The sequence below is a fragment of the Plantactinospora sp. DSM 117369 genome (genome assembly GCF_053764795.1).
Genome location: NZ_CM132446.1, coordinates 9123832 through 9144935 on the forward strand (window position 1 = coordinate 9123832; position 21104 = coordinate 9144935).

Below are 21104 nucleotides of genomic sequence, written 5' to 3' on the forward strand. Positions count from 1 at the left end.
CGGGCCGCCGCCCTCAGTCGGTCGGCTGCCAGTCGGCCGCCGACATGTCGACTCCGGCGCCGCGCAGCGGGGTGCCCTCGGCGCGCAGCCGGGCTCGGGCCTCACGCTCGTGCCCGGGCGGCAGCCGGCCGGCCGAGTTGACCACCCGGTGCCAGGGGACCCCGCCACCGTGCCGCGCCATGATCGAGCCGACCAGTCGGGCCGACGCCCGGCCGGACCGCTCGGCCAGGTGGTCGGCGATCGCGCCGTACGACATCACCCGGCCCGGCGGGATCCGCTCGACCAGGGTGAGCACCTCTTCGACGTACTCCTCGGGCGTCATGAGCTGCCACGATATGGGAGTACGGGACGGGCCGGCGGGGCGGGCCGACCCGGGCACCGCAGAATGGGCGGGTGCGGGAAGCAGTTACCACAGCGCGCCGGATCGTGGTCAAGGTCGGCTCGTCCTCGCTGACCACCGCCGCCGGTGGCCTGGATGCGGCGCGGGTCGACGCGCTGGCCGACGTACTCGCCGGCTGGCTGGCCGACGGTTCGGCCGGCGCCCCGGTCGCGGAGCCCGGTGCCCGGCCGGCGGGGGCGGGCCGCAAGCGGGTCGGCCCGGCGGACCGGCGGGAGCTGGTGCTGGTCTCGTCCGGGGCGATCGCCGCCGGCCTGGCCCCGCTCGGGCTGGCCGCCCGTCCCCGGGACCTGGCCACCCAGCAGGCCGCGGCCAGCGTCGGGCAGGGCCTGCTGATCGGCCGCTACTCGGCCGGTTTCGCCCGGCACTCCCGTACGGTCGGCCAGGTGCTGCTCACCGTCGACGACGTGACCCGGCGGGCGCACTACCGCAACGCCTACCGCACGCTGCGCAAGCTGCTCGACCTCGGCGCGGTGCCGATCGTCAACGAGAACGACACCGTGGCGACCGACGAGATCCGGTTCGGCGACAACGACCGGTTGGCCGCCCTGGTGGCCGCACTGGTCCACGCCGACCTGCTGGTGCTGCTCTCCGACGTGGACGCGCTCTACACCGGCGACCCGGCCCGCCCCGGCACGGTACGCATCGAGGAGGTCCGCGACGAGCAGGATCTCGCCGAGGTGGCGATCGGCCGGGCCGGCCGGGCCGGGGTCGGCACCGGCGGCATGGTGACCAAAGTGGAGGCGGCCCGGATCGCGACCGGCTTCGGCATCCCGGTGGTGCTGACCGCCGCGCCGCTGGCGCCCGCGGCGCTGGCCGGCGAGCCGGTCGGCACCTTCTTCCACCGGGTACGCCAACGCCCGGCGGCCCGGCTCTTCTGGCTGGCCCACGCGACCTCCCCCCGGGGACGGCTGCACCTGGACCCCGGTGCGGTACAGGCGGTGGTGGCCCGGCGCAAGTCCCTGCTGCCGGCCGGGATCACGGCGGTGGACGGCACTTTCACCGCCGGTGATCCGGTCGACCTGGTGGACGACGCGGGGTCGGCGGTCGCCCGTGGACTGGTCAACTACGACGCGGTGGAGTTGCCCGGCCTGCTCGGCCGTTCCACCTCGGAACTCGCCGCCGCCCTCGGCCCCGGCTACGAGCGCGAGGTCGTGCACCGCGACGACCTCGTGCTGCTGGTCTGATCCGCTGACCGGCCGGTGCCCGCGGCACCGCTGTTCCCGACCGGGCCGGCCGGCTCCGGGGTGCCCGCTCACGACGCTGTCGAGCTGGGTGCAGGGACGGGGCACCGGACCGGCCGGCTCCGGGGTGCCCGCTCACGACGCTGTCGAGCTGGGTGCAGGGACGGGGCACCGGACCGGCCGGCTCCGGGGTGCCCGCTCACCACGCTGTCGAGCTGGGTGCAGGGACGGGGCAACCGGCGAGTGGGAGCACAAGCGGGGCAGCTCGACAGTGCACGCACCGCAGTGGTGCCGGCCGGCGATGCCGTCCTGGCAGCCCGGCGGCTCAGGCCGTGGCCCGTTCGGCGGCGCCGATCCGGGGGAAGGGCTCGGTGGAGAAGACCACCTCCACCGAGACCTCGAAGTACTGCGCGATCCGCAGCGCCAGGTGCAGGCTCGGGTTGTATTCACCGCGCTCCAGGTAACCGATCGTCTGGTAGTGCACCCCGAGCGCCTCGGCGAGGTCCCGCCGGGAGATCCCGCGCTCGGCCCGGAGCACCGCGATGCGGTTGTAGATCGCCTCGCTCATCAGTTGATCCTCTGCATCGCCTTCTCCTTCCGAGCGGCGACGCTCGAACCGGATTCCCGCCGGGCCATCCGGCGCAACACGATCGGCGCCACCACCAGGCCCAGCACGGCCCAGCCGGCGAGCATGCCGAACGTCTCCAGGTGTCGCCAGGACCCGCCGATCTCCACCGCCGCCAGCTCGTGCGGCAGCAGTGCCGAACGGGTGCCCAGGCCCAGCCAGTAGACCGGGAACGCCTGGCCGATCCACTGCAACCAGACCGGGAAGGTGGTGATCGGATAGAAGATCCCGGAGGTCGCGACGAGGCCCATGATAGGCAGCATGATGACCCCGACGTTGCGGGGGTTGGCGAAGAGTGAGCCGAGGATCGCACCGAGTGGCAGGCAGGCGACCAGGCCGAGTACGAGTACCCAGAGCAGGGTCAGCCAGGCGCCGGGGCCGCGCAGTTCCACGCCGTCCACCAGCAACACTCCCGGGACCACCAGGATGACCGAGCTGATCAGCGTCATCCCGGAGACCTGCACCACCTTGCCGACCAGATAGCCGAGCATGCCGTTCGGGATCGCCTTGGCCCGCAGCAGGGTGCCGTCCTCGCGTTCGACGGTGAGGGCCATCATCATGGTCACCAGCGCCCCGAACGCCAGCCCGCCGCCGAGCACGCTGGGCAGCGTACGGGCGCCGAGCGAGAAGTTCGTGCCGGGCACCGTGGCGTCCCGCATGAAGAACATGACGACCAGGAACGCCAGGTTGGGGAAGAAGTAGTTCCACAGGTCCTGCACGCTCACCAGGCTCTGCCGCACCTCGATCCCGCCACGCCGTACCCCGGCCCGGAGGGCGATCACCGTGGGGTTCACCGGCCCGCCTCCTCGAACTCGCGCAGCGCGGCGAGGCTCCGGCCGGACTCGAATCCCCGGACCAGCGCCATGTAGGTGTCCTCCAGACTCGCTCGCCGGACCTCCAGGTCGGCGACGCCGTCGCCGTACTGCTGGAACAACTCCCGGACGAACGTGGTGGCATCGGTGGTGGCGTGCACGAACCGCTGCCCGTCCCGGCTCCACTTGACCTCGGCCTCCGAGGACATCCGCCGGGAGAGTTGGTCCGCCGAGCCGTCGGCGATGATCGAGCCGCCGGCCAGGATCAGGATCCGGTCGGCCAGCTTCTCGGCCTCGTCCAGATCGTGCGTGGTGAGCAGGATCGTGGTCTGCTCCAGGTCGGTGAGCCGGTGCACCAGGTCGTGGAACTCGCGCCGGGCCTCCGGGTCGAACCCGGCCGTGGGCTCGTCGAGGAAGAGCAACTCGGGGCGGCCGACGATGCCGATCGCGACGTCCAGCCGCCGCCGCTGCCCGCCGGAGAGCTGGCCGACCCGCTTGGTGGCGTGCGGGTTGAGCCCGACGGCGTCGATCAGGTCGTCGACGTCCCACGGCCGGCGGATCTGGTCGGTCGAGTAGGGCAGGTAGTACGAGCCGAGGTGGCCGAGCAGCTCGCGTACCCGCCACTTGGCGTGGTCGCGCCAGGACTGGAGCACCACGCCCAGCCGGGCCCGCCACCGCTCGTCCCCGTGTGCCGGGTCCACGCCGAGCACGGCGACCTCGCCGGCCGACCGCATCCGGAACCCCTCCAGGATCTCGATGGTGGTCGTCTTGCCGGCACCGTTGGGACCGAGCAACGCCAGCACCTCGCCGGGCCGGGCCGTGAACGTGACGCCGGTCAGCACATCGGTGCTGCCGTAGCGCATCCGCAGATCACGGACGTCCAGCACGGGCTGCTCGACCGGCGACCCGGCGGGCTCGGAGGTCCGGCCCGGAGTCTCGGCGATGGTCATAGATCTACACCCCCTCGCCCAACCTCTACGCGAAGGGATAGTACATCTACTACACAACAGAGCAAGAGTATTGCCAAAAGCGCGATGCGGGGCAGCTCCGGGAGGGAGCTGCCCCGCATCGGGGTACCGGGCCGGGCCCGGTGCGGAGTCGGTTCAGTAGGCGGGCAACGAGGGGTCGATCTGCTTGATCCAGGAGAGCACCCCGCCCTGGACGTGCACCGCGTCGCGGAAACCGGCGGCCTTCACCGCGGCCAGCGCCTCGGCGGAGCGCACCCCGGACTTGCAGTGCAGCACGATCTGCTTGTCCTGCGGCAGCGAGGCCAGCGCCGTACCGGAGAGGATGTCACCCTTCGGGATCAGCGTCGCCCCGGGGATGCGGACGATCTCGTATTCGGCCGGCTCCCGGACGTCGACCAGGAAGATGTCCTTGCCGGCGTCCTGCCACTCCTTCAGCTCCCGGGCCGTGATGGTCGAGTCGGCCACCGCCTCCTCGGCCTCCGGCGAGACCGCGCCGCAGAAGTCCTCGTAGTCGGCCAGCAGCTCGGTGACGGTCGGGTTCTCCCCGCAGAGCGCGCAGTTCGGGTCCTTACGGACCTTGATCTTCCGGTACGACATCTCCAGCGCGTCGTAGACCGTCAGCCGGCCGACCAGCGGCTCGCCGATCCCGGTCAGCAGCTTGATCGCCTCGGTGACCTGGATCGAGCCGATCGACGCGCAGAGCACCCCGAGCACCCCGCCCTCGGCGCAGGACGGCACCATGCCGGGCGGCGGCGGCTCCGGGTAGAGGCAGCGGTAGCAGGGGCCGTGCTCGGCCCAGAACACCGACGCCTGCCCGTCGAACCGGTAGATCGACCCCCAGACGTACGGCTTGCCGAGCAGTACGGCCGCGTCGTTGACCATGTAGCGGGTGGCGAAGTTGTCCGTACCGTCGACGATCAGGTCGTACTGGGCGAAGATCTCCAGCACGTTGTCCCGGTCCAGTGCGGTGTTGTGGATCTCGACCCGCACCAGCGGGTTGATCTCGCGGATGCTCGCCGCCGCGGATTCGGCCTTCGGCCGGCCGACGTCCGACTGGCCGTGGATGATCTGCCGCTGGAGGTTCGACTCGTCGACGGTGTCGAAGTCGATGATGCCGAGCGTCCCGACCCCGGCCGCGGCCAGGTACATCAGGGCGGGCGAGCCGAGGCCGCCGGCACCCACGCAGAGCACCCGGGCGTTCTTCAGCCGCTTCTGCCCCTCGACCCCGACGTCCGGGATGATCAGGTGGCGCGAGTAACGGCGGATCTCGTCAACGGTCAGCTCGGCGGCGGGCTCGACGAGCGGGGGCAGTGACACGGTGGACTCCCCGGTTCGGATCCTCGCTCAGCCGGCGGCTGAGCGCATCGACAGTGGCATGTCCGGCCATTGTTCCTCGCCGGAGCGCGAATAGACCATGAGCTGAAACACCTGCCCGAAATCCGGGAGCGGGGAATAGGACCGCCGGTCAGGGTATCGGCGGACCGGCGTCGACGCCGTCGACCGGCCTGGGCGGCGGCGATCCGCTGCCGGTCGAGCCGACCGCCGGAGCGCGCGTCATGGCGGGCCTCAGCCTTCCATGGCGACGGATCAGCGTCCAGGGTCGCTTCCCCCGCCGCCTACAGCGAGGGACCGGCGTACCGCTCGCCCTCCAGGTACGGCCACGGGTTCGGCACGCAGCCGTTGAGGAAGAGCGTCTGCTGCATCATCACCGGCGCGGCCCGACCCCGGCGGGGACAGCGCTCGTGCCCGTGCCCCAACTCGTGCCCGACCTCGTGGTTGACCACGTACGTCCGGTACCGGTCCAGCGGCACCTTGGCCGACACGTAGTGCGGGACGGAGCGCATCCAGCGGTCCAGGTTGATGATGACCCGTCCGGTGCCCCGGCAGGAGGTGTACGGCTTGCCGCCGACCCGGATGTCCACTCCGGACGCGGCGCACATCTGCCGGGCCGTACCGGCGGTGACCAGGTACACGGTGAAGTCGTGCCCGGCCTTGTCCGGTACCCGCTGCAACCGCAGCCGCCCGCTGCCGATCCAACTGCGCGGGTCGGCCAGCGAGGCGTCCACCTTCGCGGCGAACTCCGCGACGTGCTCGTCGACGTTGCGCTCCACCGCCACCCGGTAGCGCCGCACCGCCCCGGCCCGCCCGAGCACCTCGCCCCGGCCGGTGGCGTAGGTGAAGCTGCCCGGCCCGGTCGACGACACCGGGTCGGTGAGCTGCAGCACCGGTGCGGGCGGCCGGCTCGGTGTGGGCGTCGGGGTGGCGGTCGCGACGGCGGCGGGCGTCGTCGCCGGTACGGCCGGCTGGGCGGCGGCCTCCGGCTCGTCCCCGGTCAACCGGTCGGCCGGTGGCACCAGAACCCCGACCACCCCGACCGCGCCGGCCACACTCAGCATGAGCACCGCCAGCTGCCGGCCGCGCCGGAGGCGCGGGGTCGCGCGCCGCTCTCTCTTCCACACGCTTACTTAGTACGCCTGACCCACCCGGTTGTTTGCACGCACAACTCCAGATCACCCACCGGGGTCGGCCCGCAGCGGCACGGGGGCGGCGGTCAGCGGGGGGCGGTCGGCAGCGGGCTCGTCTCGTCCAGCAGCGCCAGCGCCGCCCGGGCAACCGTCCGGGGCACCTCCAACTGCGGGACGTGCCCGACGCCGGCCAGCAGCAGCAGTCGACTGTCCGGGATCACCCGGGCCACCTGCGCCGGTACCCGGACGTCGACCAGCCGGTCCTGCGTACCGCCGATCACCAGCGTCGGAGGGCTGATCGTGCTGGCGATCCGCCAGAGCGAGCCGGACCCGGGCAGGTACGCCCGGACGAAACTGCCGACCAGCCCGCGCAGCGTACGCAGATAGGCCGCCGCGTAGTGCTCCGTCGTGTACCGGATCCGGATCTCCTCGATCGCCTCCAGCCGGCGCTGGTCGCAGATTCGGGTGGTGTCGGCGACACACGCCTCCATCACCTGCCGGGCCATCACCTCCGGCGGCACCTGGGTCAGCCAGCGCGAGGCGAACCGTTCCGCCATGGGCACCGCCAGCAGTGGCAGTACCCGGCCCTGGAGGGACCGGCGCGGGTCCAGGAACGGCATCGCCGGTGAGACCAGGGTGAGCGTACGGACCAGGTCGGGGCGGAGGCCGGCGACGCGCACCGAGACCGCCCCGCCGAGCGAGTTGCCGAACAGGTGCACCGGTCCCCGACCGGAGTGCTCGATGTACCGGATCACCCGGTCGGCGAAGGCCGGGATGGTGTATTTCCGGGCCGGGTCGCTCCGCCCGAAGCCGGGCAGGTCGATGGCGTGCCCGTCGAGCCGGTCGGCGAGCAGACCGGCGAGGGAGGTCCAGTTCTGGGCCGAGCCGCCCAGCCCGTGCACGTAGAGCGCCGGCTCAGCGTCCGACCGGGTGGCCGGGGTCTCCCGGACGTAGGTGATCGAGCCGTCGATCCGTACGCCCCGGCCGGGCCAGGGCGGCGGCACCTCGTCCCGGGCGATCGACTCGTCCGCCACCAGCAGCGCACGCTTCATCAGTCAAGTGTGCCGGCCGTACGGAGATCACGCGGCGGGCCGGACCAGGCCGGGCCGGGAACGGGTCCGGGGCGGAGGCCCGTCTGGATCCCCCCGCCCCGGTTCGTTCCGTTTGCCCCGCCGGTCGGGTCAGGTGAGCAACGCCTCAAGCCGGCGGTTCACCGCCGCCAGGGTGGCCCGGACCACCGCCTGCCGCGGGTCGCCGGAGACCAGCGCCGAGCCGGCGAGCTGCTCGACCCAGCCGTCGCAGACCAGCAGCACCACGACGGTGGCGACCTCGCAACTGCCGAACGGCACCACCGCTGCGTGCTCGACGAAGCAGCGACCCCGCTCGGTGACCCGGGCGGAGGCGCTGAGCAGCTCGTCGATGGCCGCGGCCGCCGCCACGGCGCAGAGCCGCAGCACGTACCCGTCGACGGCGGGACCGGTGGCCAGCCCGGCCGCCGGCTGCTTCCCGGCGGCCAGCCGTACCTCGACGGTGGCGTCCAGACCGAAGGTGCTCACCTGCACGTGGTCGATGATCACCCGGGGTCCGGGCGGCGAACCCGGGTTCAGCGGCCGGGACGGCGCGGTCTCCGTGGTGGTCACCGGGCTTCCGGAGTAGGAGCTGCCGACGGTGCTGGGGTTGGCGCTGAGCGGGGACCCGCTCCGGCCGGCCTCTGCGGGCGGCGCCGTCGGCGGCTCGCCGACGGTGGCCCGGCCCCGGTGACCCGGTGCCTGGTGCCGGCGACGCGGTTCCTCGGTCACCGGCTCGGCCCGGGGCTCCGGCTCGGCCGGCGGTGCGTGCCGGGGCTGCGCCGCAGCGGGCCGGGTCGGCGCGGCGGTCCCGGTGAAGCCGGGCGGGGCCGGTGGTGGCGCGCCGGGCAGGTTCTGCGGGGCGGCGGCCAGGCCCATCCGCTCCTGGAGCAGCCGTGCCACGTGCCGGCTCACCTCGGCGGGATCGGCACCGTCGGCGAGGTCCAGGCGCAGGCTGTGCGCCCCGGCCGGGGTGGTACGCAGCGAGGCGTCGCGTACCCCGGCGACTCCCCGGACCGCGTCCAGGATCGCGTTGACGTCGAAGCCGTCCGGTCGCTCGCGCAGCTGTGCCGCTCCGTCCTCCCGACGCAGATGGGTGGCGATCCGGGCCAGCTCGGGCGTCTCGGCGGGCGGCTCCACGGCGGGTGGCTCCGGCACGGTGGGCACGTCTGGCTCGGCCGGGACGCGTTGCGGCAACACGTCGCCGGGGTCCGCCGGCCGGGCGGCGGGCGCGGGCTCCGCCGGGGCCGACTCCGGATAGCGGTACGGCGCACCGGGGTAGCTCGGCCCGGTCGGCAACGCCAGGGCCTCCCGCCGGTACGGATATCCGGGCGCCTGCCCGACCGGCGGATAGCCGGTTGGTTCGGCACCCGGCGGCGGGCCGGTCGGCCCGGACGGATAGCCGGAAGACTCGACAGCGGGGGCGGGCCCGGGCGACGGATGGCCCGCCGACTCCGCACCGGGGGCGGGCCCCGAGGGCGCGCCGGGTAGGCTCGACGGCTCCGCGCCCGGCGCCGAGGGGGCCGGCCCGGCCGGGCCGGGCAGGTAGCGGGGCGACTCCGGGCCGGGCGGACCGGACAGCCCGCCGGGACCCGGCAGGTAGCCCGGCGCTTCCGGCCCGAGCGCGGCCGGCCCGGGATAGCCGCCGGGCTCGTTCGGCGCGGCCGGCCCGGGATAGCCGCCGGGCTCGTTCGGCGCGGACCGCCGGCCCGCGGTCTCCGGCGCCGCCGGGACGTGCCGGGCGGCCCCGGGGTTCGCGAAGCCCGTGTTGGCCGACGGCGAGCCGGCGTGTCCCTCTCGGGGGATCGACCCGGTCGGCGATTCGGGTACCCGCTGCGCCGGCTGGTCGGCCCAGCTCGGCGACCAGTGCTGCTCCCGCCCGCCGGGGGTCTCCGGCTCGTGGGCCGGCTCGGGCTGCGCGACGGCCTCGGCGGCGTGCTGACTCTCCGGCTGCCGGGCGCCCTCCTGCTCCGGGGGCACGCCGGCCGGGGCCCATGGCGGGGCCCAGCCGGACGACCAGTTCGCCGGCTCCTGGCCCCGGGCGTCGGCCGGATGGACCGGTGCCGGTCCGCGCTCGTCGATTTCCGCCGGACCCCAGCCCGGTCCCGCCGGGCCGGCCCGCTCCGGAGCGGGCGGCGGGGCCGAGGAACGGTCGGGCTGGCGGGGTACGGCGGGCATCAGCGCGGTCATCTCGGTCACCGGCGGATGGTCGTGCTCGGACGGCGGCCGGAAGCCGCGACCGCGCTCGAAGTCCGCCGCGACCAGGTGCTCGGGCGGCGCCGCGCCGCCCACCTGCCCGGGCGGCGCAAACGGCGGCCCGGAGGTCACGGCCGGCGGTCCGGAGATGGCGGCCGGCGGGCCCGACGTCACCACCGGCGCTGCCGGCGCGGCACTGGGCGGTCCCGAGACCGCGGCCGGTGGCGCGGAGGTCGGCCCGGGGTAGGCCGGTGATGCCGGCTCCCCCCAGCGCGGCGGTTGGCCGGCCGGTCCGATGCCGGCGCGCTCCGGCTCTGCGTAACCGGGCTCGCCGAAGGCGTGCCGGGCGGCACCGGACTGATCCGGCTCGCCTGGCGGGAGTTGCCCCGGCTGCCCCGGATAGTCCGTGACGGCGGCGCCCGGCAACTCCGGCCCGACTCCCTGCCGGCCGGCCGGATCGGCCCCCTCCACCTCGTACGGATAGCCCGGCCCGCCGCTCCAGCCCCGCTCCGGCTCGGGCGCATCGCCCAGGTGCACGCCGTTGACCGGTTGCCGAAGCTCCCGGGTCGGGATGCTGGGCGAGACCGGCAGCGGGCGGGGGCTGTAGGCCGCGTGGTCAGCCCAGCCGCGGCTCACCGCCGGCTCGACCGCCTGGTGCCACTGCCGTCCGTTCGGATCGACGCCGGCCTCGGCGCCGGACCAGCCCGCCTCGGCCGCCCAGCCGTTGCCGGGACGGGCCGGGTCACCCTGCGGACCTGCCCCGTTACCGTGTTCTCCCGGTGTGGGGGCTCCGGGTTGCCCTGTTTCGTCCACCGTGCGCTCCTTGGTCGCCCCCGCTGAGGCTACCGTGTGGTGGCAGTGCCGATAAGTTACAGCGGCGGGCTAATTCGGCAGTCGAGTGATGGATCCCTGCTCCGGTCGGAATGAGTCGACAGCGTGCGAGGTGAAGCGGAGGTGACCATGACCCAGGTGGGAAACGGCGCGCAGACGGCCGGCCGCCCAACGCGGCTGCCGCGCTCGGCACGGCGTAAGCAACTGCTGGCGGCGGCCCAGGATGTGTTCGTCGCCCAGGGATACCACTCGGCCGCGATGGACGACATCGCCGAGCGGGCCGGGGTCTCCAAGCCCGTTCTCTACCAGCACTTTCCCGGAAAGCTGGAGCTCTATCTGGCGCTGCTGGACACGCACTGTGACGCGATCGTGGCCAAGGTCCGGGAGGCGATGGCGGCGACCACCGACAACAAGGAACGGGTCAGCGGGGCCGTCCGGGCGTACTTCGACTTCGTCGACCACGAGAGCGGCGCGTTCCGGCTGGTGTTCGAGTCGGACCTGCGCAACGAGCCGGCCGTGCGCGAGCGGGTCGAACGGGTGGAGCAGGGCTGCATCGCCGCCATCACCGACACCATCATCTCGGACACCGGGGTGAGCCGGTCCCGCGCCGAACTGCTCGCCTCCGGGCTGGTCGGCGCGGCCGAGACCGCGGCCCAGTTCTGGCTCGCCGGCGGGCGGCAGGTGCCGAAGGCCGAGGCCGAGGCGCTGCTCACCGGGCTGTCCTGGCGCGGAATCGCGAGCTTTCCGTTGCAGGGCGAGTCAGCCTGAACGGTTGCAGAGCGAGTCAGCCTGAACGTAACCGGCGCGGATCGGATAGCCTTTCCGACGGCGGATCTTTCGCCCCGAACGAGGAGGCCACGTGGAGGTCAAGATCGGCGTGCAGTACGCGCCGCGCGAGCTGGTCCTGGAGAGCGCGCAGACGCCGGCCGAGATCGAGCAGATCGTGACCGACGCCCTCAGCACCAACGACGGCACGCTGTCGCTGACGGACGAGAAGGGCCGTCGGGTCATCGTGCCGGTCGGCAAGGTGGCCTACGTCGAGATCGCCGAGGCATCGCCCCGGGCGGTCGGCTTCGTCGCCCGCTGACCCGGACCCGCGCCCGCCCCGGCACCGCCCGGGGCGGGACACCGCCTGGTCGCCGCCACCACCGGCAGCACCGGAGCCGGCGACCGGGGCGGAAGTCGTTCGCCCCGACCGGGCTCAGTTGTCCGACCGGGCTCAGTTGTTCAGCCCGACCGCCGACATCCTTGCGGTGTGCGCGGCGGTCAGTCGTTTGAACAGCGTCTGCACCCCCGACTGGTCGTCGAAGCCGGTCGCGATCAGGGCGGTCAGCGCCACCCGCTCGCTGGCGGTCCGTCCCGCCTGGGAGAGCCCCTCGCCGACCAGTCGCCGGGCCCACATCGAGAGCCGGTTCGCGACCTTCGGGTCGGCCTGGATGGCGAGCCGGATCTCCTGACCGGCGAACTCGTCGTACCGGGAGCCGTGCAGCACGTCGAGCACGAGCTGCCGGTCGGGCTCGGCCAGGAACCCCGCCATCTCCCGGAAGAAGTCGTCGGCGATGGCGTCCCCGACATACGCCTTGGTCAGCGCCTCCAGCCAGTCCTTCGGCTCGGTCGAGTCGTGGTACGACTGGAGCGCCGGCACGAACGGGGCCATCGCCTCGCCGGGCGGTACGCCGAGTTCGGTCAGCCGGTCGGCGAGCCGCCGGTAGTTGGTGATCTCGACGGCGGCCATTTCGCTCAACACGGCACGTCGCCCCAGATCAGGAGCCAACCGGGCATCGGCCGCCATCCGGTCGAAAGCCACCAGTTCGCCGTACGCGACCAAGCCCAGCAGGTCAACGACGGCGCCCCGGACGGTCGGGCCGGTCGGCTCGGCGGGGGTGCGGGACGGGATCGGGGCGGGCTCTGCGGGGGCGGACACGCCCGCAGGGTACCGCCCGGCCGCCCGGACCGGGCCCGCCGGAACCGGACGACACGCACCGACGATCACCGCCGGCCCGTCGCCGGGTCGTGGGTCACCCGCTGGAGCGAATCTGTAACGTATGTCACATCGTCGGACCCCGGTCGGCGGTCGCGTCCCCGGACCGGAGACGTCGTTTGCCGGGCTCAGGTAGCATGGATCAGTTGCCGAAGGAGGCAGAGCCCGGAAGACCTGAATCGTTTCCGGAAATTCTGTCCTGCGGCGCGCGCGTGCGGCCCGGTCTTCTACTCGGCGTTCAGCCGTCGACCGTGTGGCCCGCGCCATACCGACATCGCGCCCTACGGACGAACGGGGCGCACCACGAGAGGGCACCCCCACAACCACATGAGCGATCACATCGAAAACATCATGGCCGGTCAGGCACTGGCCGCCGACGCACCGGTCCGACCCGAGGCACCCACCTTCGCCGAACTCGGCGCCCGGGCGGAGACCGTGGCCGCACTCGAAGCGGTGGGCATCACCAGGGCGTTCGCCATCCAGGAGTACGCCGTGCCGATCGCGCTGCGCGGCACCGACCTGATCGGCCAGGCGCCGACCGGCACCGGCAAGACCCTCGGCTTCGGCGTACCGCTGCTGGAACGGCTCTTCGCCCCCGGCGAGGGCAGCGACGGGCTGCCGCAGGCGCTGGTCGTCGTACCCACCCGGGAGCTGGGGCTCCAGGTCGCGAAGGACCTCGCCGCGGCGGGCAAGACCCGGGGCGTACGGGTGCTGCCGATCTACGGCGGTGTGGCGTACGAGCCGCAGGTCGAGGCGCTGCGCAAGGGCGTCGAGATCCTGGTCGGTACGCCCGGCCGGCTACTGGACCTGGCCAAGCAGAAGCAGATCCGGCTGGACCGGGTGCACGCGCTGGTGCTGGACGAGGCGGACCGGATGCTCGACCTGGGCTTCCTGGACGACGTCGAGAAGATCCTGGCGATGCTGCCGGAGGACCGGCAGACGATGCTCTTCTCGGCCACCATGCCGGAGCCGATCGTCGCGCTGTCCCGGCGGTTCCTCCGGCACCCGGTGAACATCCACGCCGGGCACACCGCCGAGACCGGGCCGTCGCCGCAGACCGAGCAACTGGTCTACCGCACCCACTCGATGAACAAGATCGAGATCGTCGCCCGGATCATGCAGGCGCGCGGGCGCGGACTGACGATGATCTTCACCCGTACCAAGCGGGCCGCCGACCGGGTCGCCGAAGATCTCGACTTCCGTGGGTTCGCGGTCGCGGCCGTACACGGTGACCTGGGTCAGGGTGCCCGGGAGCGGGCGCTGCGGGCGTTCCGGGCCGGCAAGATCGACATTCTGGTCGCCACCGACGTGGCCGCCCGGGGGCTGGACGTCACCGGCGTCACCCACGTGGTCAACTACGACTGCCCGGAGGACCAGGACACCTACACGCACCGGATCGGCCGTACCGGTCGGGCCGGCGCCACCGGGGTCGCGGTGACCTTCGTCGACTGGGACGACATGCCCCGCTGGCGGATCATCGACAAGACCCTCGGGCTGGAGATGCCGGAGCCGCCGGAGACGTACCACACCTCCGCGCACCTCTACACGGACCTGGACATCCCGACCGACGTCGCCGGCACCCTGCCGTCCGCCGAGCGGACCCGGGCCGGGCTGTCGGCCGAGGTCGAGGAGGACCTCGGCGGCCGGTCCCGGAGCACCGCTGGCCGGCGCGGGCCGGGTCGCGGCGACGGCGCGGGCCGGTCCCGCAACCGACGCGGCGGCGGTAGCCGCAGCGCCGGCACGGCCGACCCGGCGGTCCCCGAGGCCGAGGTGACCGGCGAGGACGAGCCGCGCCGCCGGCAGCGCCGCCGGCGCCGGGCGGGCGAGGTCGTGGCCGGCACGCAGGGCTCGCCCGAGCCGGTCGAGGCCGGGGCGCCCCGGGCCGAGGCGACCGAGGCCGCCAGCGGTGGTGGCGCGCCGACCGCGGTCGAGGCCGACGGGTCCGCCAAGCCGCGCCGCCGGCGCCGCCGGAGTCGCCGGGGTACCGGTGGCGACGCCGCCACCGGCGAGTAGATGCCACAACAGCTCGACGCGGCGCTCGCGCAGGTGCGGGCACTGCTGCTCGATCCCGGGCTGACCCGCGCCGTCGCCGCCGGGCGGCGGCGTGGGCAGCTCCCCACCGTGGTACGCGCCGAACTGCGCCCGGTCGCCCTCAAGTCGGGTGCCCGGCTCCAGATCGTCACCGACGACGGCGCCCGGCCGTTCACCCGGAACGTCGCTCCCGGCCCCGAGGCGGACGCGGCGGTCGACGCGCTGCTGGCCGAGCCGTTCGGCAACTGGCACGTCGAGACCGCGACCGCCACCCTGCAACTGCGGGTCACCAAGCGGGGCGAGGCGCAGTTGCACCGGGTCGCCGCGCAGCGGCCCGCGACGCCGGCCACCTCGCACGACCGGACCCGGGAGCACCTGCTCGACCCCGGTGACCCGCTGTTCGCCGCGATCGGTGGCAGCGCGGCCAAGCGCCGGCAGGTCGACGCGTTCCTGCGCGCCCTCGCGGCCACCCTGCCGGAGGAGCTGACCGGCCCGCTGCGGGTGGTCGACCTCGGCTGCGGCAACGCGTACCTGAGCTTCGCGGCGTACCGCTATCTGGCCGGGCGGGGCATCGAGGTGGAACTGGTCGGCGTGGACGTACGTGAGGACCAGCGGCGCCGCAACACCGCGCTCGCCGAGCAGCTCGGCTACGCCGACCAGGTACGTTTCGTCGCCGGCACCATCCTGGAGGCGACGGTCGAACCCGCCCCCGACCTGGTGCTGGCGCTGCACGCCTGCGACACCGCGACCGACGAGGCGCTGGCCCGGGCGGTGCGCTGGGGTGCCCGCTGGATCCTCGCCGCCCCGTGCTGCCACCACGACCTCGCCGCACAGTTGCGGGCGCATCCGGCCCCGGGCCCGTACGACCTGCTGGTCCGGCAGGGCATCCTGCGGGAGCGCTTCGCCGACGTACTCACCGACGCGCTGCGGGCGGCACTGCTCCGGCTGCACGGCTACCGGGTCGAGGTGGTGGAGTTCGTCGACTCCCAGCACACCCCGCGCAACCTGCTGCTCCGGGCCCGGCACACCGGCGCGGAGCCGACCGGGCAGCAGCGCGACGACTACCGGGCGCTGGCCGGCGACTGGCAGCTCACCCCACGGTTGCAGACCCTGCTCGGTTCGCCCTGACCCGCACCGCCCGCTCCGGCAGCGGTCCGGCACCCACCTCCGGCAGCGGTCCGGGACCGGCGAGTACCGGTGGCGACAACCGCCCGGGCCGGGCCGGCCACCCGGGCTTGCCCCGCACCGCCGGGCCACTCGGGCTGACCGCACGGCCGCCTCCCGGGCCGAGTCGCAGCGCCGGGGCCGGGCCGCCGACCGGCGGTTCATCGGCCGTACCGGCGGAACTCTCCGGACGATCGGGTGGCCGGGGCCGATGCCGGCCGACCGTTGGTACGGGCGGGGTGGGTGCGATCAGTCGGGTTTGCCGGCCACGCTTCCGGATTACTCTCGAAAGACCACCCGAAGTCCGGGCGAAAGGGTTTTCCGCTGAGCATCGGTGCCGCACAGGACTCGCCGCAGGCGGCCTTCGCCCGCTTCGTCCGGCGGGCCATCGACGACGCCAAGAGCGAGCGCGGCTGGACCGTCAGTGACGTGGCCGCGCACACCGGTGTGGGCCGCTCCACCCTGTTCCGCTGGCTCGCCGGGGACTGGCAGGACTATCCGGAGCTGGCCAAGGTACGCGGTTTCTGCACCGCCCTGGACGTACCGGTCGGGGTGGCCTTCCGGGCGCTCGGCCTGCCCGACGGCGAGCAGCCCGGCGCGCCCCGGCGGGACCGGATCGAGTCGCCGGTGGACGCCGACCTCCGGGTGATCATGAGCCGGCTCGCCGACCCCGGCGTACCGCCGGAGGAGAAGAAGCTGATCCGGGACATGCTGCGCTATCTGGCCCACCGTCCGGTCCGCCGCGCCGGCTGACCGGACCGGCGCGGCGTCGTCGCGCCCCGGGCAGGCTCCCGGGCCGGCAGGGTCAACCGGGGCCTCCGGGCTCAGGGCACCGTCAGGGTGAACTCGGCCGTGTGCACCGCGCCGGCCAGCTGGAAGTCGAAGTACATCCGGTACCGTCCGGAACTCGGCGCGGCGAGCCAGAACTTCACCGCCCCGCCCACCAACTCCGGCTCCGGGTGGACGTGCACGTAGCCCAGGTCGCCCTCCCGCAACACCACCAGGTGCCCGTACGCGCCGAGGTAGGGCTCCAGCGCGGTGACCGGGTTGCCGCCGGAGAAGACCCGGAACAGCACCGGCTGGCTGGCCCCGACCTGCGGAGTCCCCTCGTAGGTGACGGTGAACCCGTCGACCGTCGCCTCCCGGGCCGCCACCGGCAGTGGTCGGGGGGCGTAGTCACCCGCGACCACCAGGTCCACCCCGAGGGTCAGCGGCAGCTGCCCGCCGCCGCCGTCGAGCGCGGTGAAGTCGGCGTACGCCCGCCAGACGCCCGGGGCGGGCAGGGTCAGCGGCACGCTCCAGGTGCCGTCCATCGCCATCGTCGGATGCAGGTGCTGGTAGCCGCTGAGATCCCGACGGGCCACGATCATGTGCAGCGGCTTCTCGTGCACCACCGCGTACCCGGTCACCGGCTGGCGGTCCGGGCCGCGTACCTGGAACCGGAAGTCATGGGCCCGGCCGGCGGTCAGGGTCGTGCCGGCCGGCACCAGGGTGTAGCCGCTCGCGCTCACGCTCAGGCCGCCCGGCTCGGCACCGCCGGCCGGACCGCCGGGCGCCCCGCTGGGATGCTCGTGCGGCCCCGTCCCCGGCGGATGGCTGTGGTCGGTGGCGCTGGCCGCCGGCTGCGCGCCACCGCCGGCCGCCGGAGTGCCGCCGCCGTTCATCCGGCCGAGTCCGAACCCGGCGAGCAGGGCGAGCACCAGGCCACCCACGGTGAGCGCGAGGCGTACGGTGCCCCGGTCCGGCACGGCCGACTCGGCGGATCCGGCGGGATCGCCGGCCGGTCGACGGTCCCGGGAAGGCCCGTCCGCCGCCCGCCGGGCAGCGCCCGACGCCGGCCCGGTCCGGCCGGTCTCCGGCGCCGCCGGCTGCTCACGCGTCACGACCGGCAGGTTACCGTCCCGGTCCGGCGGCTCACCGTCCCGGCCCGGCGGTGCGGCGTGGCCGGCCCGGCGGTGCGGCGTGGCCGGTCACCGATGATCTTCGGGAAGCGACAGCCATCGCGGCACGAAACCGAATGGCTTCGATGCGTGGCCTCCCGTCGGCATCGATCGTTAAATAGATCGTGCCGACCACCGCATTGCCACGTCGCGCCGCAGCACTCGCCGTCGGGATGACCGTGGCGTTGTCACTCGTCCCCGCGCCGGGCCGGGCCGCACCGGTCACCGACCCCGCCGAGCGGATCGCGGACGCGGCGGAGCAGTTGGAGATCGTCGTCGAGCAGTACAACGACCTGCGGGAGACGCTGCGGGAGACCCGGGTGCGCAGCGCGGCCCTGCACGCCGAGATGGGGCCGTTGGAGCGCGCGATCGAGGCGCACCGTACCGAGGTCAGCCTGATCGCCGCCCGGGCGTACCGCACCGGCGACACCCACGCGCTGGGAGTGGTGGGCAGCCTGCTCGGCGCCGCCACGCCGGAGAACCTGATGGACCCGCTGCTCCTGCTCGACCGGTTGAGCCGGGAGCAGCACCGGGTGATCGCGGCGCTGACCGAGGCGCACGACCGGCTGGCCAGGGCGCGGCGCACCGTCGAGGCGCTCGCCGCCCGGCAGCGGAGCCAGGAGCGGCAGCTCGCCGCGCGGAAGCTGGCGATCGAGACCGAGCTGGCCCGGATCACCCGACTGCCCGGCCCCGACGAGCCGCCCGCCGGGGCCGCACCCCGGCTGCCCGAGCCGCCGACCGGGGCCGCCGGCAAGGCCGTCCGGTTCGCGTACGCCCAGCTCGGCAAGCCGTACCGGTGGGCCGGGGACGGCCCGGACGGGTACGACTGCTCGGGGCTCACCTCGGCCGCCTGGGCGGCTGCCGGCGTCCGGCTGCCGCACAACGCGGCTCGGCAGTACCGGGCGGTGACCCGGATCAGCCGCGCTGCCCGGCAAGCCGGTGACCTGGTCTTCTACTACCGCGACCTGCACCACGTCGCCATCTACGTCGGCGACGGGAAGATCATCCACGCGCCGCGTACCGGCACCCGGATCCGGATCGACCGGGTCGACTACCAGCCGATCGTCGGATACGGCCGACCTCGCTGAGCCCCGCCCGCACTCGGATCGGTCAGCCGGCGACAGCGAGCGCGAACGGAAGCACGCCCGGGGCACCGGCCTGGCGCAGCAGGCGGGCGACGACCGTCATGGTCCAGCCCGAGTCGACGAGATCGTCGACCAGCAGGACCGGACCGGTCAGCCCGGCCAACGCCCCGACCAGCGGTTCGGATAGCGGGAAGGCGCCGTGCAGCGCGCGTACCCGCTGGGCGCTGTTGCCGCGCGGGCCGGCACCGGCGGGCCCGGCGTCCCGGGCCGGCACCTCGCCGAGTAGCGGCAGCCGGCCGACCCGGGCGATCCGGTCGGCCAGCCCGTGCACCAGCCGGGGTCGCCGCCGCGAGCCGACGGCGAGTACGGCGACCGGCCGGGCCGGCCACGGATCGTCGCCGTGCGCCCACGCCTTCAGCACCTCGACCACGGCGGTCGCCACGTCCTCCGGCAACTCCGCGTCCGGCGCCTCCGGCCCGGTCAACGCGCGCAGCCGGCCGCCCCAGCCGAGATCGGAGAGCCGCCCGACGGCCCGCCCCGGGTACGCCTGCTCGGCCGGCCCGATCTTGCCGCGCAGCGGTACCCCGACCGCCTCCAACCCGGTCGGCCAGAGCTTCTTCGCCGGGATCTCCACCCCGGGGCGGCCGAGGAACGCCTGCGCGGCGGCGAGCGCCGGTGCCGACACCTCGGCGTCGAACCGGGCCCCGGTGCAGCGGTCGCAGCGCCCGCAGGCGGTCGCCGCCGGATCGTCCAGGCAGCGGCGGAGGAACTCCATCCGGCAGCCGGCGGTCGAGGCGTAGTCCCGCATGGCCTGCTGCTCGGCGGTGCGGGCCTGGGCCACCCGGCGCAGCCGGGCCGCGTCGTAGTGCCACGGCTCACCGGTGGCCAGCCAGCCGCCCCGGACCCGGCGTACCGCGCCGTCGACGTCGAGGACCTTGAGCATCAGCTCCAGCCGGGTCCGGCGCAGGTCGACGATCGGCTCCAGGGCCGGTGTGGAGAGCGGACGGTCCGGGTGCAGGGCGGCGAGGACGGCCCGGACCTGCTCCTCCGGCGGAAAGGCCAGCGAGGCGAAGTACCGCCAGATGGCCTGGTCCTCGGCACCGGGCAGCAGCAGCACGTCGGCCGCTCCGACGGCCCGGCCGGCCCGCCCGACCTGCTGGTAGTAGGCGATCGGCGACGGCGGCGCGCCCAGGTGCACCACGAAACCCAGGTCCGGCTTGTCGAATCCCATGCCCAGCGCCGAGGTGGCGACCAGGGCCTTGATCTTGTTGTCGAGCAGGTCCTGCTCGGCGGCGCGGCGGTCGGCGTCGTCCGCCTGGCCGGTGTACGACGCGACGGCGTAGCCCCGGCCGCGCAGGAACTCGGCGGTCTCGCCGGCCGCCGCCACGGTCAGGGTGTAGATGATCCCCGAGCCGGGCAGCTTGTCGAGCTGGTCGGCCAGCCAGCCGAGCCGGTGTGCCGGGCTCGGCAGGTCGAGTACGGCCAGCCGCAGCGACTCGCGGTCCAGCGGCCCGCGCAGCACCAGTGCGTCGCCGAGTTGCTCGGCCACGTCGTCGGTGACCCGGCTGTTGGCGGTGGCGGTGGTGGCCAGTACCGGCGTGCCGGCCGGCAACCCGGCCAGGAAGGTACGCAGCCGCCGGTAGTCGGGGCGGAAGTCGTGCCCCCAGTCGGAGACGCAGTGCGCCTCGTCCACCACCAGCAGCCCGGTGGTGGCGGCGAGCCGGGGCAGTACGCCGTCCCGGAAGTCCGGGTTGTTCAGCCGTTCCGGGCTGATCAGCAGTACGTCGACCGTGCCGGCCTCGATCTCGGCGACGATCTCGTCCCACTCGTCCAGGTTGGCCGAGTTGATGGTGCGGGCCCGGATCCCGGCCCGGGCGGCCGCCTCCACCTGGTTGCGCATCAGCGCCAGCAGCGGCGAGACGATCACGGTCGGCCCGGTACGTCCCGCCCCCGCCCCGGCGGCCTGCCGGAGCAGTGCGGTCGCGACGAAGTAGACGGCGGACTTGCCCCAGCCGGTCCGCTGCACGCAGAGCACCCGGCGCCGCTGCACCACCAGCGCCTCGATGGCCCGCCACTGGTCGTCCCGGAGCCGGGCGTGCTCGCCGGCCAACCGGCGCAGTACGCCCTCGGCCCGCTCGCGTACCGCCCCGGGCTCCGCGCCGGCCGGCCCCCGATCGTCGGGCGGCCCGCCGCTCGGCTCGTGGTCGTCAGGCGTCCGGTCTGCGTCCATCCGGCCTTTCTACCAGGACGCCACGACGGACCCGGCGCACCGTTACCCGGGTGAGGCCCGTACGGCCTTGCCCCAGCTACGACACTGTGGTGATCTGTGGACCACGGATAGCGACGGCCGGAGGTGAG

The 21104-nt window shown here is 74.2% G+C and carries 17 protein-coding genes and 1 pseudogene; 7 read left to right on the forward strand and 11 right to left on the reverse strand.

The annotated features are described in order from the left end of the window. Window positions 1-13 precede the first annotated feature (13 nt). Window positions 14-322, reverse strand: coding sequence for an MGMT family protein (locus ACSMXO_RS39105; protein ID WP_318396004.1), 309 nt, complete (start codon window positions 320-322; stop codon window positions 14-16). A gap of 71 nt (window positions 323-393) precedes the next feature. Between ACSMXO_RS39105 and proB the strand changes: the two genes are divergently transcribed. Further along, window positions 394-1584: a glutamate 5-kinase gene (proB, locus tag ACSMXO_RS39110; RefSeq protein WP_455415799.1), complete on the forward strand. Its 1191-nt coding sequence runs from the start codon at window positions 394-396 to the stop codon at window positions 1582-1584. A 322-nt stretch (window positions 1585-1906) separates the two neighbouring features. Here the strand turns inward: proB and ACSMXO_RS39115 are convergent, their stop codons facing one another. From ACSMXO_RS39115 to ACSMXO_RS39145, 7 genes and pseudogenes are all read right to left on the reverse strand, one after another. After that, window positions 1907-2149, reverse strand: coding sequence for a helix-turn-helix transcriptional regulator (locus ACSMXO_RS39115; protein ID WP_346257294.1), 243 nt, complete (start codon window positions 2147-2149; stop codon window positions 1907-1909). Then, window positions 2149-3000 carry an ABC transporter permease gene (locus tag ACSMXO_RS39120; RefSeq protein WP_346257293.1) on the reverse strand — a complete coding sequence of 284 codons (852 nt, stop codon included), beginning with the start codon at window positions 2998-3000 and terminating at the stop codon, window positions 2149-2151. Before ACSMXO_RS39120 ends, ACSMXO_RS39115 begins: the two co-directional genes overlap by 1 nt. After that, the gene (locus ACSMXO_RS39125; protein WP_455415800.1) at window positions 2997-3968 is read right to left on the reverse strand and encodes an ABC transporter ATP-binding protein; all 972 of its coding nucleotides are present in this window, start codon (window positions 3966-3968) and stop codon (window positions 2997-2999) included. The genes ACSMXO_RS39120 and ACSMXO_RS39125 overlap by 4 nt, the downstream gene beginning before the upstream one ends. Window positions 3969-4121: 153 nt before the next feature. Next, window positions 4122-5324 carry an adenylyltransferase/sulfurtransferase MoeZ gene (moeZ, locus tag ACSMXO_RS39130; RefSeq protein ID WP_455419410.1) on the reverse strand — a complete coding sequence of 401 codons (1203 nt, stop codon included), beginning with the start codon at window positions 5322-5324 and terminating at the stop codon, window positions 4122-4124. Between the two features lie 278 nt (window positions 5325-5602). Next, complete coding sequence (locus ACSMXO_RS39135; protein WP_455415801.1) at window positions 5603-6445, reverse strand: DUF3152 domain-containing protein; 843 nt, start codon at window positions 6443-6445, stop codon at window positions 5603-5605. A gap of 92 nt (window positions 6446-6537) precedes the next feature. Next, complete coding sequence (locus tag ACSMXO_RS39140; RefSeq protein ID WP_455415802.1) at window positions 6538-7503, reverse strand: alpha/beta fold hydrolase; 966 nt, start codon at window positions 7501-7503, stop codon at window positions 6538-6540. Window positions 7504-7632: 129 nt separating this feature from the next. Further along, window positions 7633-9214, reverse strand: a pseudogene (locus ACSMXO_RS39145) (hypothetical protein); the annotation flags it as partial. A gap of 1460 nt (window positions 9215-10674) precedes the next feature. Between ACSMXO_RS39145 and ACSMXO_RS39150 the strand changes: the two are divergent. After that, the gene (locus ACSMXO_RS39150; RefSeq protein WP_346257289.1) at window positions 10675-11313 is read left to right on the forward strand and encodes a TetR/AcrR family transcriptional regulator; all 639 of its coding nucleotides are present in this window, start codon (window positions 10675-10677) and stop codon (window positions 11311-11313) included. A 91-nt stretch (window positions 11314-11404) separates the two neighbouring features. Next, a complete protein-coding gene (locus ACSMXO_RS39155; protein WP_101368237.1) occupies window positions 11405-11632 on the forward strand; it encodes a DUF3107 domain-containing protein in 228 nt (75 codons plus the stop codon). Window positions 11633-11764: 132 nt separating this feature from the next. On the opposite strand, the gene ACSMXO_RS39160 is transcribed toward ACSMXO_RS39155, so the two are convergent. Beyond that, window positions 11765-12469 carry a ferritin-like fold-containing protein gene (locus ACSMXO_RS39160; protein WP_346257287.1) on the reverse strand — a complete coding sequence of 235 codons (705 nt, stop codon included), beginning with the start codon at window positions 12467-12469 and terminating at the stop codon, window positions 11765-11767. A 384-nt stretch (window positions 12470-12853) separates the two neighbouring features. Between ACSMXO_RS39160 and ACSMXO_RS39165 the strand changes: the two genes are divergently transcribed. The 3 genes from ACSMXO_RS39165 (at window position 12854) to ACSMXO_RS39175 (ending at window position 16474) form a co-directional block, all read left to right on the forward strand. After that, window positions 12854-14539: a DEAD/DEAH box helicase gene (locus tag ACSMXO_RS39165; RefSeq protein ID WP_455415803.1), complete on the forward strand. Its 1686-nt coding sequence runs from the start codon at window positions 12854-12856 to the stop codon at window positions 14537-14539. Beyond that, the gene (locus tag ACSMXO_RS39170) at window positions 14540-15685 is read left to right on the forward strand and encodes a class I SAM-dependent methyltransferase (RefSeq protein ID WP_455415804.1); all 1146 of its coding nucleotides are present in this window, start codon (window positions 14540-14542) and stop codon (window positions 15683-15685) included. Window positions 15686-16051: 366 nt separating this feature from the next. Beyond that, window positions 16052-16474 carry a helix-turn-helix domain-containing protein gene (locus ACSMXO_RS39175; protein WP_346257344.1) on the forward strand — a complete coding sequence of 141 codons (423 nt, stop codon included), beginning with the start codon at window positions 16052-16054 and terminating at the stop codon, window positions 16472-16474. Between the two features lie 71 nt (window positions 16475-16545). On the opposite strand, the gene ACSMXO_RS39180 is transcribed toward ACSMXO_RS39175, so the two are convergent. After that, window positions 16546-17604, reverse strand: coding sequence for a hypothetical protein (locus tag ACSMXO_RS39180; RefSeq protein WP_455415805.1), 1059 nt, complete (start codon window positions 17602-17604; stop codon window positions 16546-16548). Between the two features lie 182 nt (window positions 17605-17786). Between ACSMXO_RS39180 and ACSMXO_RS39185 the strand changes: the two genes are divergently transcribed. Continuing rightward, window positions 17787-18749, forward strand: coding sequence for a C40 family peptidase (locus ACSMXO_RS39185; protein WP_455415806.1), 963 nt, complete (start codon window positions 17787-17789; stop codon window positions 18747-18749). Window positions 18750-18771: 22 nt separating this feature from the next. On the opposite strand, the gene ACSMXO_RS39190 is transcribed toward ACSMXO_RS39185, so the two are convergent. Continuing rightward, window positions 18772-20976: a DEAD/DEAH box helicase gene (locus ACSMXO_RS39190; RefSeq protein ID WP_455415807.1), complete on the reverse strand. Its 2205-nt coding sequence runs from the start codon at window positions 20974-20976 to the stop codon at window positions 18772-18774. Between the last annotated feature and the right edge of the window lie 128 nt (window positions 20977-21104).